Annotated in this window: 9 protein-coding genes; 5 read left to right on the forward strand and 4 right to left on the reverse strand. The window is 54.8% G+C overall.

Annotated elements, in window-relative coordinates; all coding sequences use genetic code 11:
* Positions 1 to 21 precede the first annotated feature (21 nt).
* The 3 genes from TRICHSKD4_RS23430 (at position 22) to TRICHSKD4_RS23440 (ending at position 8,411) form a co-directional block, all read left to right on the forward strand.
* A complete protein-coding gene (locus TRICHSKD4_RS23430) occupies positions 22 to 4,704 on the forward strand; it encodes an alpha-2-macroglobulin (RefSeq protein WP_208993167.1) in 4,683 nt (1,560 codons plus the stop codon).
* A 15-nt stretch (positions 4,705 to 4,719) separates the two neighbouring features.
* Positions 4,720 to 6,846 (forward strand): penicillin-binding protein 1C, encoded by a 2,127-nt coding sequence (gene pbpC / locus TRICHSKD4_RS23435; RefSeq protein WP_040617513.1) that lies wholly within the window; start codon positions 4,720 to 4,722, stop codon positions 6,844 to 6,846.
* A 434-nt stretch (positions 6,847 to 7,280) separates the two neighbouring features.
* Positions 7,281 to 8,411: a porin gene (locus TRICHSKD4_RS23440; protein ID WP_040617514.1), complete on the forward strand. Its 1,131-nt coding sequence runs from the start codon at positions 7,281 to 7,283 to the stop codon at positions 8,409 to 8,411.
* A 118-nt stretch (positions 8,412 to 8,529) separates the two neighbouring features.
* On the opposite strand, the gene TRICHSKD4_RS23445 is transcribed toward TRICHSKD4_RS23440, so the two are convergent.
* Positions 8,530 to 9,450 carry an alpha/beta fold hydrolase gene (locus TRICHSKD4_RS23445; RefSeq protein WP_009469480.1) on the reverse strand — a complete coding sequence of 307 codons (921 nt, stop codon included), beginning with the start codon at positions 9,448 to 9,450 and terminating at the stop codon, positions 8,530 to 8,532.
* A gap of 238 nt (positions 9,451 to 9,688) precedes the next feature.
* Here TRICHSKD4_RS23445 and dapA point away from each other — a divergent pair, with 238 nt between their 5' ends.
* Positions 9,689 to 10,567, forward strand: a complete 879-nt coding sequence (dapA, locus tag TRICHSKD4_RS23450) for a 4-hydroxy-tetrahydrodipicolinate synthase (protein ID WP_009469482.1) — start codon at positions 9,689 to 9,691, stop codon at positions 10,565 to 10,567.
* 48 nt (positions 10,568 to 10,615) lie between these two features.
* Positions 10,616 to 11,098: an SsrA-binding protein SmpB gene (smpB, locus tag TRICHSKD4_RS23455; protein WP_009469483.1), complete on the forward strand. Its 483-nt coding sequence runs from the start codon at positions 10,616 to 10,618 to the stop codon at positions 11,096 to 11,098.
* Positions 11,099 to 11,196: 98 nt separating this feature from the next.
* On the opposite strand, the gene TRICHSKD4_RS23460 is transcribed toward smpB, so the two are convergent.
* The 3 genes from TRICHSKD4_RS23460 to parC all read right to left on the reverse strand — a co-directional run bounded on the left by TRICHSKD4_RS23460 (position 11,197) and on the right by parC (position 15,209).
* Positions 11,197 to 11,646, reverse strand: coding sequence for a thioesterase family protein (locus TRICHSKD4_RS23460; RefSeq protein WP_009469484.1), 450 nt, complete (start codon positions 11,644 to 11,646; stop codon positions 11,197 to 11,199).
* Positions 11,643 to 12,806, reverse strand: a complete 1,164-nt coding sequence (locus TRICHSKD4_RS23465) for an iron-containing alcohol dehydrogenase (RefSeq protein ID WP_009469485.1) — start codon at positions 12,804 to 12,806, stop codon at positions 11,643 to 11,645. Before TRICHSKD4_RS23465 ends, TRICHSKD4_RS23460 begins: the two co-directional genes overlap by 4 nt.
* Before the next feature lie 144 nt (positions 12,807 to 12,950).
* On the reverse strand, positions 12,951 to 15,209 hold the full coding sequence (parC, locus tag TRICHSKD4_RS23470; RefSeq protein WP_009469486.1) for a DNA topoisomerase IV subunit A: 2,259 nt from the start codon (positions 15,207 to 15,209) through the stop codon (positions 12,951 to 12,953).
* Between the last annotated feature and the right edge of the window lie 19 nt (positions 15,210 to 15,228).

Genomic DNA, 15,228 nt, shown 5'->3' on the forward strand with positions numbered 1-15,228 from the left:
CGAAAACGATATGACGAAGCCGTGGCGGAACACGGGTTTCGCATCGTCAATCATCAGGTCGATGCAGACACCGTGTCGCCGCGCATATGCCTTGTATTTTCTGAAAACCTGCCACGCGGCGCGGACCTGTCGCCTTACATCAAGGCAACCGGGGCCGGAACGTTGTCGGTCGAAACATCCGACAGTCAGATTTGCATTGATGGGGTTCAACACGGTGCGCGTTACAGCGTGACCGCCCGCAGCGGTTTGCCATCGGCAGACGGCGAGAAGCTGGAGAAACAGGCGCGCCTTTCGATCTATGTGCGAGACCGCGAACCTTCCGTCCGCTTCATCGGGCGTGCCTATGTGCTGCCTTCGGGCGGCGAACCGACAATCCCGATTATTTCGGTGAACACAACAGAAGTGGAAACAAGCATCTACCGGATCGGAGACCGAGGCGTTGCCGATGCTGTACGAGATGGAAACTTCCTCAAACAACTGGCTGATTATCAGGCTAGCCAAATTGAAGAAAAGCTGGGGGAGGCCGTTTGGTCCGGAACTGTTGAGACCGGCAGTGACCTGAACCGGGACGTGACCACGGCGATCCCGCTGTCTGAGATTGGTCTGGACATAAAACCCGGCGTTTACGTTATGACAGCGCGCTCGCGCGCGGACACGAAAAACCGTTGGGGACCGCTGGCAACGCAGTGGTTTTTGGTGTCTGATCTTGGGCTGAGTGCCTTGTCTGCAGATGACGGCATCACGGCGACCGTCCGCTCCCTTAATTCAGCAAAAGCCTTTGAAAGCACTCCGGTTCGGCTTGTTGCCGTCAACAATGAGATTTTGGCAGAGACAACAACAGATAATCAGGGTGTAGCGCAGTTTTCTGCCGGTTTGACGCGGGGACTTGGTGGGCGAGCGCCGGCGTTGCTGGTCGCAGAAACCGAAGATGGTGATTATGCTTTTCTGGATCTTCGCAAACCGGCATTTGATCTGTCAGATCGCGGTGTGGAAGGCCGTCCGGCTCCAGGTCCGCTGGATGTTTTCGCCTGGACGGACCGGGGTATCTACAAAGCGGGCGAAACTGTTCACGTTCAAGCTTTGCTGAGAACGCAAAAAGCTTCGGCGCAGTCCGGTCTGCCTTTAACTTTGAGAGTGTCCCGCCCGGATGGCGTAGAGCACCTCAAGACGGTTCTTCAAGACCGAGGGCTGGGTGGTTATCTGCATGACCTCTCTCTAAGCCCGACCGCTCAGCAGGGCTTGTGGTCGTTTGAAATTCTAGCCGACCCAAGTGCACCGGCTCTGGCACGAAAGGACTTTCTGGTTGAGGATTATCAGCCGGAACGCGTTGATTACTCATTAAAAACCAAGGCGACCGCCTTCCGAACCGACGCACCAACGCCGATTTCAGTTGATGCGGAGTTTCTTTATGGAGCGCCGGCCAGCGGCCAAAAACTGCAAGGCACAATCAGCGTCAAGCCAACCCGATCTTTGCCGGATTACCCCGGCTATCAGTTTGGCATGATCGACGATCAGGTTTTCCCGATTGGCAGCTCCCTTCCTGAGGGCTTGGTGACGGATGCAGAGGGAAAGCTGGAGTTCGGCCTCAGCCTGCCGAATGTTACGGAAACAACTGGGCTTTACAAAGCGGAAGTGACTTCTCGTTTGGTGGAAGCCGGTGGGCGCTATGTTGAGCGTCTGCTGGATATGCCTGTCGTCTCAAGAGGTGCCCGGATTGGAATCAAGCCCGATTTTGAAGATGGGGTGGACGAAGGCGGCCCAGCTGCCTTTTCGGTCATCGTGGTCGGAACAGACGGACAAACTCAGGGCCAACAAGGCCTGAACTGGTCGCTCTACAAACTTGACCGTCAATACCAATGGTACATGACCGATGGCCGGTGGAAGTTTGAGCCGATCACCTCAACCCGGCGCGTGGCAAATGGTGAGCTTGGTGCAAACGCTGCAAGACCTGAACAATTGAGCGTCCCAGTCGAGTGGGGTGAATATCGCCTAGAAATCGTCTCGGAGCAGCTCGGCGCGGTCACCAGTGTTGAATTCTCCGCTGGTTGGTACACAGCAAGTGCCACATCTGACACGCCGGATTATCTGGACGTGGGGCTCGACAAGGAAACCTACACGCCGGGTGAGACTGCCAAGTTGCGGATTGTTCCGCAAATGCCGGGTGAGGTCACAGTTCAGGTAATCGCTGGCGGGGTTCAAAACACACAAATTGTGACAGTCGGCTCGGACCCGGTGGAAGTTCCAATTGAGGTCACATCCGATTGGGGGGCAGGGGCCTATGTAACAGCCAATCTTGCACGGCCAATGGATTTGGAAGCGAGCCGGATGCCGTCTCGTGCCATCGGTCTCAGCTGGTTGAAGGTTGATCCGGGCGACCGCGTGCTTGACATCAATCTGGATTTGCCGGAACGCATTTTGCTAGAGACCGAATTGGCGGTGCCGATTGAAATTGCCAATCTTGCGTCTGGTGAAGAGGCTTATGTGACAGTTGCTGCGGTAGATGTCGGCATCTTGAACTTGACCCGGTTCGAAACACCAGCTCCAGACAAATGGTATTTCGGTCAACACCGATTGGGCGCTGACATGCGCGATCTTTATGGCCAGTTGATCGACAGAACACTTGGAACACGGGGCAGGGTGCGCTCTGGCGGCGATGGCGGTGCCATGCGCCTTGACGCGCCTCCACCGGATGAAGAGCCAGTTGCCCTGTTTTCTGGCGTTGTTGAAGTTGGAGCAGACGGAAAGGCGCTGGTTTCCTTCCAAATCCCCGATTTTAATGGCCGATTGAAACTTATGGGGGTGGCCTGGAGCAAGGATGGCGTTGGCCATGCGGAACAGGAAGTGGAAGTCCGCACGCCAGTTGTTGTGACAGCAACGGCGCCGCAGTTTCTCAGCCCTGAAGACACATCTCGTCTGGTGTTCGCAATCGACAATGTGGACGGAGCCGCGGGGCGTTACACCTTGTTGGTCTTGTCCGATGGTGGGGTCTCCTTTCCATCTCCAGACCTTGCAAACCGCACGCTGGAACTGGAAACCGGCAAGCGAGTTGATATTCGACTTCCGATAGCTGCCGGACGCACACTTGGCCGTTCCGAGATTGTTGCGAGATTGGATGGACCAAACGGTGAGCAGTTCAGCGAACGGGTCACCATTGACGTCAAGGATACGCAGCCGAATGTCGTGCGCCGGTCCCAACTTCAGCTCGCAGCCAATGGCAGCTTGACCCTTGATGCAGCTGTTCTTGATGGTCTGCGCCCACAAACCACACATGTCTCGGTCACAGCGGGTTTGTTTGGCCGGATTGATGTTGGTGGATTGCTGACAGCCCTTGACCGGTATCCCTATGGCTGCACCGAGCAGACCACCAGTCAGGTTTTACCTCTGCTTTACTTGAGCTCCGTTGCCGAAAACGCTGGATTGGGCTCCGCTGGAGACCTTAAAGACAAGATTGAAGTCGGCATACAGCGCATTTTGGCCAATCAATCGGCGAGCGGTTCTTTCGGACTCTGGAACAGTTACTCAACGGGAGACGGCTGGCTCGACGCTTACGTGACCGACGCCTTGAGTCGTGCAAAGGAGCAGGGGTTTGCTGTGCCGGAAAGGGCGCTCCAATCTGCCCTTGATAATCTGGAAAACCGTCTCGCTTATGCCAGCGATTTCACCAAGGGCGGCGAAGACATTGGCTACGCGCTTTATGTTCTGGCGCGAAACGGCAGAGCGACGATTGGCGACCTGCGCTATTATCTCGACGCCAAGTTGAACGCTTTTTCCACCCCTCTGGCCAAGGCGCAAGTTGCGGCTGGTCTGGCGCTCTACGGCGAACAGGAGCGGGCAATGATCGGTTTCGATGCCGCTGTTTCAGCTTTGCAAACGGATGGTAACACCGGATACCGCTCCGACTATGGCTCGCCCCTTCGCGATGATGCCGGGGTCGTCAGCTATATCGCCGGAACGCTCAATGATGCGCCGCTGGTGAACCGTGCTGTTTCCGTTCTTGAGACCCATCAGGAAAATACGGCTTCTTATTCAACGCAGGACATGGCCTGGCTTCTGCTTGCGGCAAAGGAGCTTCAGAACGGGGCTGCAACGGCGGCGCTGTCCGTAAACGGTCAATCCGCGAACGGGCGCATTGCGTGGTCGTTTGACGGATCGGACTTGTCGGCCAACCCGGTGCAGTTTGAAAATGGCTCAACAGACGGTTTGGATCTTCTTGTTTCTGTCAGTGGCCAGCCGCACGTTCCGGAACCTGCAGGTGGTAAGGATTACGCCATTGAACGCGCACTTTATGATCTGGATGGTAACAAGATTGAGGGCAACCTTCTTCCGCTGAACAAACGCATTGCCGTTGTCGTCACGGTCCGGGCCTTGAGTGAACAAGCTGGACGTTTGATGGTTGTTGATCGTGTGCCCGCCGGGTTTGCTATCGATAATCCCCGTCTCGTTCGTTCCGGCGATGTTGGCGGCATGTCTTTCCTCGACACCATTGATCGACCACAGCATATTGCTTTTCATCCGGACCGTGTGGAAGCGGCCATCGATCAAACGCAGACGAGCGGCAAAACCCTGACCTTCGCTTATCTGGCGCGCACTGTGGTGCCAGGTACTTACAGTCATCCACCTGCAACGGTAGAGGATATGTACCGTCCCGATCGGCGTGCGAACACGGACACCAAACGAATCGAGATCGTTGGGCCAGACCGCTAACTTGTGATGGCGATCATGAAGAACCGATCCGAGGGGAAAAAGCGGGGAAGGCGCCGCTTGTTGGTTGGCTGCGGTGTCATCTGCTTGCTGTTAGGGGGCGCAGCGGGGCTCAAGCTGCGCTCCGATTACAAGTCAGCCTTTGCTTTTCTGGATCGAGTGGAAAGTTTGGTTTCCCCCGTTGTTCTTGATCGAAACGACCACTTGCTGCGGGCCTTTTTGAGCAAGGATGAAAAATGGCGGCTGCCGGTCAAAGTCGCAGATATTGATCCGAAATATTTTGATCTGCTCATGGCTTATGAAGACCGCCGCTTTCGCCAGCATAATGGCGTCGACATGCGGGCCATTCTCCGGTCAACTTTTCAACTGGTAAGCAACAGACGGGTCGTCTCGGGTGGGTCCACGCTGACAATGCAGGTCGCAAGACTGATGTCAGAGGAGGGAACGCGCAGCCTTTCTGGCAAGTACCACCAGATCTTGCGAGCATTGGCACTCGAATCAGAATTCAGCAAAGACGAGATCCTGACCCTCTATTCCATGCGCGCGCCATTTGGAGGGAATCTGGAGGGAGTGCGCGCTGCCTCGCTTGTCTGGTTTGGCAAGGAACCAACCCGTTTGACCTTGGCAGAAGCCGCTCTGCTCGTCGCCGTTCCGCAATCACCTGCCGCCCGACGTCCGGATCGATTCCCCGAAAATGCGAAAGCTGCTCGTGATCGGGTACTCGATAGGGCGTTGCAATTGGGAACACTGACAGAAGAAGCAGTCTTGGCAGCCAAGCGGGAGCGTTTGCCGAAACTTTGGCGGAAAATGCCCCAACTGGCAGCCCATCGCGCCAGACAGGCGTTAGTTGACCAACCCGATCAGGTGGTACATCGCCTGACCTTGGACCGTGAGCTCCAAACTGCCTTGGAATCACTGGCGCGCCAACAGGCAGAAAAGCTGGATAGGAAGTCATCTCTTGCCATTCTGGTCGCCGATCATCAGAAAGGCGAAATTCTTGCAGCCGTCGGTTCACCCAACCTCCATGATAGGCAGCGGCAAGGGCATGTGGACATGACGCAAGCCGTCCGTTCTCCGGGGTCCACGCTGAAGCCCTATATATATGGAGTCGCTTTTGAGGAGCGTTTGGCCCACCCGGAAAGCCTGATTGTTGACAAGCCAGTTGACTTTGCCGGTTATCGGCCAACCAATTTTGAACAAGGTTTCCAAGGCGCGGTGACAGTGCGCCAGGCGCTTCAACGGTCTTTGAACACGCCTGCTGTCCAACTTCTCCAAGCAGTTGGACCTGCACACCTCCTCGCAAGGCTTAAACGTGGCGGGTTGAAACCGGCGTTACCCGGTCAGGGTGCAGTTGGCCTGGCGCTAGGGCTCGGCGGCGTCGGCGTTCGCCTTGAGGATCTCGTCAGGCTTTATGCCGGGTTGGCCCAATTGGGGCAGCCGATCGACCTCTCTATATATAATGACAGGAATACCGCCGCTGCGGCGCTGCCCGCAAAACGACCGTTTCTGGAAGAAGGAGCGGCCTGGCAGGTGCTCGACATTTTGTCCGGGAGCGAGCAATTGCATGCCGCTGAAACTAATGCCATCGCATATAAGACCGGAACGTCTTATGGATACCGCGATGCATGGTCCATTGGAGTAGATGGTCGATACGTTGTTGGTGTTTGGGTTGGGCGGCCGGATGGATCACCTGTGCCGGGACAGACAGGTGCGCAAACAGCTACGCCGGTACTTCAGGCCGCTTTTCAACTTGTCTCACCTGAGAGTGCGCCTTTGCCGCTAAAGCCGGATAGCGTGATCGACGCTGTTACATCTGATTTGCCTATGCCGCTGCAGTTCGCTCGAACGCACTCAGCCGATGCAACCCCTGAAACGGCGTCCAATCTGGAAATCGTTTTCCCCCCAAACGGAGCAACGCTGGAGTTGGGGGGGAATCAGAACGAACAACCGCAAAACCCCATCATCCTCAAAATTGAGGGCGGGAAACGTCCCTTTTCGCTTTTGGCTGATGGACGCGTTATCGATTCCGATCAGTCCCGTTTTTCCCGGCAAATCAGATACCAGTCTTCTGAAGTCGGAGTTACCTCACTGGCCATCATCGACAGCTTGGGCAACACGGCCTCTGTCCGAATCTCCATTCAGTGAAGACACGGAACTGCGGAAAATCCTTGAGGTTTGGCCGTAAATGTAGCCGATGAGGCGCGTTCGATTCTGAAATCTGGCGTGCAGGCCGGAGCCGAAGTCCCTGCAATTGCTTTCCAAATTGTGGATGAAATGCGGCGAAATCGCCTCAAGTCTTACCAAGTTATTACCAGGGGCACCCAATTCTGTGACATTCCTACCACACCGCATCCCAAAGGATGCCGATCCAGCCTCACAACGTCACTTCGATGTTGAACCGCAAATCCGGATGGGTATGGTCACTTCTGCGAGCGGCTCACGGGCCGCACTGCTTTGCCCACTCGGAATTAGATCCTCCGGTCGGGGCCAAAGACAGAGAAATTCGCGGGGAAACGATTTTGCATCAGGCAAAAGCCAAAAAGCAAAATCTGATAGAATTGACTGATTGGAGGTCAGATATGAACTTTAAGGGCTTGATGCTCGCAGCCGCTGCAGCCACTGCTGCTACCGGCGCTTCCGCTGCAGATCTTCCGGTAGCTCCGGAGCCGGTCGACTACGTAAAAGTTTGTGACGCATACGGCGCTCGCTTCTTCTACATCCCGGGGACAGACACCTGCCTCCGCGTTGGTGGTCGTGTTCGTGCACAGGTTAACTCCGGCAACTTCGCTGACCGTGACGACGCTAACCGCGACGGTTTCAGCGCACACGCTGACGACGGCATCGACATGAACGCCGAAGGTTACCTGTACCTCGACAGCCGTACGTCCACTGAATTCGGTCTTCTGCGGACTTACACAGAAATCGAAGTTGAGTCCGACAACGACGTTTCTCTCGGCAAGGCATTCATCCAGTGGGGTGGTGTCACTGCTGGTCATGCAACGTCTTTCTTTGACTTCTTCACTGGTCAGGTTTTCGTAGGTTCTGTTGGCCGTAACTGGTCCGACGCAACAACCAACCTGTTCGCTTACACCGCTGCTTTCGGCAACGGCTTCTCTGCAACGATCTCTCTCGAAGATGGTCGCGTGCGTGAATCTGGTGACTACGGCGGAACTCGCTACCCGGATCTCGTTGCTAACCTGCGCGTGGACCAAGGTTGGGGTTCTGCTCAGCTTTCTGGTGCCGTTCACCACGTGAACCCAGCAGACGTTACCGCTAAGGGTGACACAGGTTGGGCTGTTGGCGGTGGTGTCATCATCAACCTGCCGATGCTGTCTTCTGCATCCAACATTGCTTTCCAAGCTCAGTACGCAGATGGTGCCCTGTCCTACATCGGTGCTCCGAACAGCACTGCCGACTACGACGCAACTGGTGGAACAACCAAAACCAACAAGGGTTACGCTCTTTCCGCTGGTATCTACCACGAAATCGGCAACATTGGTCTCGCACTTGACGGTTCTTATGCTGACGTTGACGTAGCTAACAACGGCAACGACGTTTCCCGTTGGGCTGTCGACGGTTCCGTACAGTGGGAGCCGGTCTCCGGTCTCCAACTCGGTGTTGACATGGGCTATGCGAACACAGACATCGATAACACCACTGGTGATCTCGATGAGTGGAAAGCTGGCTTCCGTATGCAGCGCACTTTCTAAGTTAATCTCTTAATCGAGATGAACGGGAAAACCCGGCGGAAACGTCGGGTTTTCTTTTTGTTGTTAGAGTGACTGCATATTGGTTCAGCTATCCAGCATATTGACGTATTCGTGACGACTAGTCAGCTGATGACTTCAATAGGCGTGTAATCGCTTGCTGCGAATAATTATCCCATAGCAAGGGCGCGTGGCCCTCGGCCGGAATGGTCAAACTATCGGTGTCAGTATGCCGTTCGATCATTCGAGTGAGCGTTTCTTCCGACAGAAGGTCAGAATGCTGGCCGCGCAGGATTAGAAGTTTGCGGTCTTTTAGCCCATCAAAAACAGGCCAAAGATCGGGGAAGATGTCATGGTCTTCCAACCCATCCAGCTGATGGCGAAGCGCAGGGTCGTAATCAAGCACAACATGCCCGTCTCTTTCACTCGCCAACTGATGGGAAAAACGAAGCCAGTCCGCTTGGTCTAAAGCCAGAAATTGGGCGCCAAGACCAGCTTTGAGGTGGTTCGTGAGATGGTCCCAGCTTTCAAACCTCATCTTTTGCCCAATGCTGTCGCGAATACGAAGCAGTGAGGCGAGAGGGATATCGGGGCCGATATCATTCAAAATGACAGCGGGCATTCGCGTTTTATCATAGCGATGTGCCATCGCCATAGCGTGTAGTCCGCCGCGGGATGTTCCCAAAAGGGCAAAGCGCTCCAGTTTCAAATGAGAAATGGCGGCGTCAATGTCTGTGCCTTCGACCGCAATCGTATAGTTTTCCCACTTGGGGTCCCAATCACTCCGGCCTCGGCCGCGATAGTCCAAAGCGTAAACAGCCACACCACTTTGTTGCAGATGCCGAGCAATGGCGTCGAAGTCTCTGGTATTGCGGGATAAACCGGGAAGACAAAGCATGGGCAACTGGTTTGAATGATTGGAGACCAGCCAATGAACGCCTGCCAAGGTCAGCCCATCTTCAGAGCGCCAGGTAAAGAAACGCGGCCCAAGCAGATTGGATGATGAAGATTCTTCGCCAGCTTCAATGTCTAACCCACTCATAAAGGACCCTCTACATTCTAATGACGAAACAATTTTCGACAGCATAGCCTAGGAAAATCCTGTCCATTTCGCCAGTGATAGCCTTATCGAGGTGATTGAAAATCCTTAAATGCAGGTGACATAGAAAAAGGCTGTCTGTTTGGTCTGTTACCCATTGCCGATGGTTCGACGGGACAGTATTGTCTGCGCCGGTTGATACCAATTGAAAATCCAAATGAAAGACCCAAGGAAACCGAAGATGTTTAGAGGATCGATTCCAGCGCTGATTACGCCGTTCAAGGACGGGGCGCTTGATGAGAAACGGTTTCAGGACTTTGTGGACTGGCAGATAAAAGAGGGCAGCCACGGTCTTGTTCCGGTTGGAACGACCGGTGAAAGCCCAACCCTCAGCCACGATGAACATAAGCGTGTTGTCGAACTGTGCATTGAAACAGCCAATGGCCGGGTACCTGTCATCGCCGGTGCCGGTTCGAACAATACACGCGAAGCCATTGATCTCGCCCAGCATGCCGAAAAGGCAGGTGCGGATGCGGTTCTGGTTGTAACGCCTTACTATAACAAGCCAAATCAGGCAGGTCTTAAGGCGCATTACAAGGCGATTGATGATGCAATCGGTGTTCCGATCATCATCTACAATATTCCAGGGCGGTCGGTGATCGACATGACGCCGGAGACGATGGCCGAGATTTATCGCGACTGTAAGAATGTCATTGGCGTCAAGGATGCAACGGCAAATCTGGCAACAGCAAGCCGTCAGCGCCACCTGTGCGGCCCGGACTTCGTTCAGCTATCCGGTGAAGACATTACGGCCCTTGGCTTCAACGCCCATGGCGGGGTCGGGTGTATCTCCGTTACCGCGAACATAGCACCACGTCTTTGCTCGCAGTTTCAGGACGCCTGTACGGCCGGTGACTATGCCAAGGCTCTAGAAATTCAGGACAAACTGGCACCTTTACATCGTGCAATCTTCATTGAACCAAATCCGACGGGCACGAAATATGCCCTGTCGCTGCTTGGCAAGATTGACGAGGAACTGCGCTTGCCGCTGGTGCCGATTTCAGATGCAACGCGGCAGGAAGTCCGTGATGCGATGATCCACGCGGGTTTGATCAACTGACGCGCTTGGGCGCCGGACTACCGGCGCCTTTGGGCAAGGGAATATTAGATGGCCCCGAAAAAGAACAAGAACGCGCCGAACATCTCTGTGGTGTCTGATAACCGAAAGGCGCGTTTTAATTTCGAAATTGAAGACGTTCTCGAAGCAGGAATTGAGCTGAAGGGAACAGAGGTCAAATCCCTGCGGACAGGTAAGGCCAATATTGGTGAGTCCTACGCTGCCGAGTACCAGGGCGAAATCTGGATCTACAACGTCTATATTCCGGAATATACGCAAGGCAATAGGTTCAACCACGAACCGCGTCGCCCTCGCAAACTCCTTTTGCACAAACGGGAAATCGGCAAGCTTGCCGGAGCTGTTCAAAAGGACGGCAAAACCATTGTCCCGCTCAAGATCTATTTCAATGACAAGGGCAGGGCTAAGCTTGAGCTGGCGCTTGCGCGCGGCAAAAAGCTTCATGACAAGCGCGAGACGGAAAAGAAGCGCGATTGGCAGCGTGAGAAATCGCGACTGATGAAAAATCTGGGCTGATCCATTCACACATCACTCACAAGATAATCTGTTGAGCGTTTGTGGAAAACGTGTGAATAAGCGCGCATTCTGGTAGGCGGCGCACAATCGGGAACCGCTTACAAAAGCGACGTCAATTTGTTGCGAAGACGGCCTTCAATAGGGGTCGGTTTGCGCGTTTCCCTGTCGACTAGAACATGCACAAAACGGCCAAGAGCGGCGGTAGCTTCTCCGTCTTCCTTGAAAAGACCAATTGAATAAACCACTGACGAAGAACCCAGTATTGAAATGCGCAAGCCTGCGGTAATGGTTTCGGGAAAGACGAGTTCCTGAAAATAGTGGCAACCGGTTTCCACCACTAAAAAGACGGAACGTGAGGTTCGCGGATCGAGCAGGCCCTGCTTCACGTACCATCCGTTTACAGCGGTATCAAAGAAGCTGAGATACTGAACATTGTTGACGTGTCCATAGATGTCCACATCCATCCAGCGGGTCGGGAGTGTGGAAAAGGCGCGGAACGTGTCGCGGGAAGCAGGAACAGGCCGATCAGCGGTTTGGGACGAGGTCACAGCGCTGCCTCATAGATCGCAAGGGCATCCGCTTCGGTCAGCTCTCGCGGGTTGTTTACCAGAAGCCGGGTCTGTTTCATCGCATCACAAGCCATCACGGGAAGGTCACGTTCTCCTATTCCGACCGCTTGAAGCCGGGTTTGAAGCCCGAGCTTTCGGCAAAGAAGTGCAAGCTCGTCGGCAAATGTGGCAGCACGCTCCTCCGGTTCCTGTAACAGGCTGAGTTCCGGGAAAACAAAGGGGGCAATTTCGGAATAGTCAGCGGCTGCTTCGCAAGCATTGAAGCGAAGAACATGAGGCAAAACAAGGGCATTGGATAGGCCATGGGGAATGTGAAACCGCCCGCCAATCGGGTAGGCGAGGGCATGTACCGCGGCAACAGGCGAGTTGGCAAAAGCCATGCCCGCCAACATGGAGCCGAGCAACATCGCTTCACGGGCTTCGATATTGGTCGGGACTTCCACGGCTGTCTCAATATTGGCGCCAAGCAGTTTTAAGGCTTCCACCGCCAACGCCTTTGAGAGGGGATTGTTGTTCGCGCTCTTGGAAGCATAGGCTTCAATTGCATGCACCATCGCGTCCACGCCTGTTGCTGCGGTAACATTACCGGGCAAGCCGAGCGTCAGATCAGCATCAAGTAGAGCAAGGTCTGGCAGAAGGACAGGCGAGACAACGCCGCGCTTTTCGTCATCCTCAACAGTGACAATTGAAATAGGGGTCACTTCGGAGCCAGTTCCGGCTGTTGTCGGGATCAAGATGAGCGGCAGGCGAGAGCCATTGGCTTGATTGACACCCCATGCCTGGTCAAGATCTTCGCCGCTGCCGGCCAAAAGTGCGGCCAGTTTGGCAACATCAAGGGATGATCCGCCCCCAAGCCCGACAACACTCGTCGCCTTCGTATCACGTGCCATTTGGAACGCTGAGAGAACTTGGCTCTTTGGTGGGTCAGCGGTGACAGTATCGAAAACTGCAACAGTCCGGCCTGATGTAACAAGGTGATCAACGACGGGCGCTAATAGGCCAGCTTCTACAATGCCTTTGTCGGTGACTAACAAAGGCCGTTCCCCGAGGAAGGGAGTGGCATGTTCGGCAAGGTTTTTCGAAGCCCCACGTTCAAACACCATGCGCTGACTTGTATTGAACGTGAAAGCCCCGATCATTCCATTGCTCCGCTGAGTGACCTCGTGAGAATTGCCAAGTTAGTCATCGTATAGGCAGAGCGAGTTCTAGCAACATGGAAATCAACCACGCAAGAAAAAGCCCGGACCAACAGGCCCGGGCTTATTACTTCATCATAGCGTCACTCAGAGGTTTGGCGTGCCGAACTTGTTGGAGCGCGGGAAGCCTGTGGGCGGAAGTCGCCCGGCCTGTCCCCGGTCACCGCGCCAATCGGTTAGGTCTTCCAGAGACCGATTAAAGCTGCGCCCGGACGAATCGACCCATGTGAGACCGTCTTCGCCCTTGAACACACGCACATCAGCAATATCGCCATCACGATAGCGCTGCAGGCGGACGCCGCGGCCACGGGTCATTTGGGCAATCTGAGCCATCGGGAACACAAGCAGTTTGCGGTTTTGACCAATCACGGCGACATGGTCTCCGTCGGCCTCAACACAGATAGTTGCTTCCGCCGGGGCTGTCAGGTTCAACACCTGCTTGCCCTTGCGGGTGTTGGCCACAACGTCATCTTCACCCACGACAAAGCCACGGGCTTCGTTGCTGGAGATAAGCAGCTTGCGGCCTGCCTTGTGAACGAAGGCGCAGACAACATCCTGCGCTTCGTCCATTTCAACCATGAGGCGGATTGGCTCTCCATGTCCCCGCCCGCCAGGCAGGTTCGCAGCTGACAGCGTGAAGAACTTGCCGCCCGTAGAAAACACGAGAATTTTGTCCGTGGTCTCCGCATGGAAGGACAGTTTCAGCGCGTCGCCTTGTTTGAAGGAAAGCGTAGAAAGATCGCTTTGGTGGCCCTTGAGTGCCCTGATCCAGCCTTTTTCGGAGATGATCACAGTGATCGGCTCTTTTTCGATCATGGCTTGCTGAATGTCGCCAAGATCATGGTCCGGTGCTTCTGCTTGTTCAGTGCGGCGTTTGCCAAGCTCTGTTTCCGGGCCGTAGGCCTTGGAAATCTCGGCAATCTCTTTCGAAATGCGGGTCCACTGACGGGCATCAGAACCAAGCAATTTGGTCAGTTCGTCCTTTTCCTTCGTCAGCTTGTCATGTTCCTTGCGGATTTCCAGCTCTTCGAGCTTGCGCAAGGACCGCAACCGCATGTTCAAGATGGCCTCGGCCTGAACATCGGTGAGCGAGAAGGTCCGGATCAACTCCGCCTTGGCATCGTCTTCTTCGCGAATAATGCGGATGACTTCATCAAGGTTCAGATAGGCGATCAGATAGCCTTCCAGAACCTCCAGGCGGTGGTTGATCTGCCCCAGCCGGTACTCTGATCGGCGGATCAGAACTTCCTTGCGATGGTCGAGCCATTCGCGCAGCACTTGCTTGACGCCCATAACCATGGGCACTTTGCCGCCAGACAAAACGTTCATGTTCAAAGAGAACCGGTTTTCCAGATCCGTCAGCTTGAACATGGATTCCATCAGCAAGGTCGCGTCGACATTGCGAGAGCGTGGAACGAGAACAACGCGAATATCTTCGGTCGATTCATCACGGACATCATCGAGAAGCGGCAGTTTGCGGGCTGTCAGAAGTTCTGCGATTTTCTCGATAAGGCGAGACTTTTGCACCTGATAGGGAATTTCGGTAATGACGACACACCATTGGCCGCGACCAAGGTCTTCAACCTCCCATTTTGCACGGACACGGAAGCTTCCGCGCCCTGTGGCATAGGCTTCGCGAATGCTAGCCGCATCAGACACTAGAAGGCCACCTGTTGGAAAGTCCGGCCCCTTGATGAATTGCAGCAGATCGTCAACTTCCGCATCCGGGTTCTTGATCAGATGCTGACAGGCTTCACACAATTCATGTGCGTTATGCGGAGGAATTGAGGTCGCCATGCCAACCGCAATTCCGGACGATCCATTCGCCAGAAGGTTCGGAAACCCGCCGGGTAAAACAATTGGTTCCTTGTCTTCCCCGTCATAGGTCTCGCGAAAATCGATCGCGTTTTCATCAAGACCGTCCAGAAGGCGCTTGGCTGTTTCTGTCAGACGCGCTTCGGTGTAACGCATAGCAGCAGCATTATCGCCGTCCACGTTACCGAAGTTGCCCTGTCCATCAACCAGCGGATAGCGCTGAGCGAAGGTCTGGGCCAAACGCACCAACGCATCGTAAACAGCCTGATCTCCGTGCGGATGGTACTTACCGATCACGTCACCCACAACGCGGGCACACTTCTTGAAGCCGGAACCTGGATCCAACTTCAATAGGCGCATAGCGTACAGTAGCCGACGGTGAACCGGTTTCAATCCATCTCTGACGTCGGGCAGGGCCCTGTGCATGATGGTTGACAGCGCATAAGCAAGATAGCGCTCTTCCAGCGCTGTGCGCAGATCAATGCCCTGAACGCCGTCTGGGCCTTGTGGCGGAATCGTCTCATTTCCCATGATCTGAGATGTACCGCTT

The sequence above is a fragment of the Roseibium sp. TrichSKD4 genome, assembly GCF_000148725.1.
Taxonomy (GTDB): Bacteria; Pseudomonadota; Alphaproteobacteria; order Rhizobiales; family Stappiaceae; genus Roseibium.

Excerpts from the sequence above, each read along its gene's own strand:
- TRICHSKD4_RS23440 (WP_040617514.1), top strand. The coding sequence starts at position 7,281 with ATGAACTTTAAGGGCTTGATGCTCGCAGCCGCTGCAGCCACTGCTGCT.
- TRICHSKD4_RS23445 (WP_009469480.1), bottom strand. The coding sequence starts at position 9,450 with ATGAGTGGGTTAGACATTGAAGCTGGCGAAGAATCTTCATCATCCAAT.
- dapA (WP_009469482.1), top strand. The coding sequence starts at position 9,689 with ATGTTTAGAGGATCGATTCCAGCGCTGATTACGCCGTTCAAGGACGGG.
- parC (WP_009469486.1), bottom strand. The coding sequence starts at position 15,209 with ATGGGAAATGAGACGATTCCGCCACAAGGCCCAGACGGCGTTCAGGGC.
- pbpC (WP_040617513.1), top strand. The coding sequence starts at position 4,720 with ATGAAGAACCGATCCGAGGGGAAAAAGCGGGGAAGGCGCCGCTTGTTG.
- smpB (WP_009469483.1), top strand. The coding sequence starts at position 10,616 with ATGGCCCCGAAAAAGAACAAGAACGCGCCGAACATCTCTGTGGTGTCT.
- TRICHSKD4_RS23465 (WP_009469485.1), bottom strand. The coding sequence starts at position 12,806 with ATGATCGGGGCTTTCACGTTCAATACAAGTCAGCGCATGGTGTTTGAA.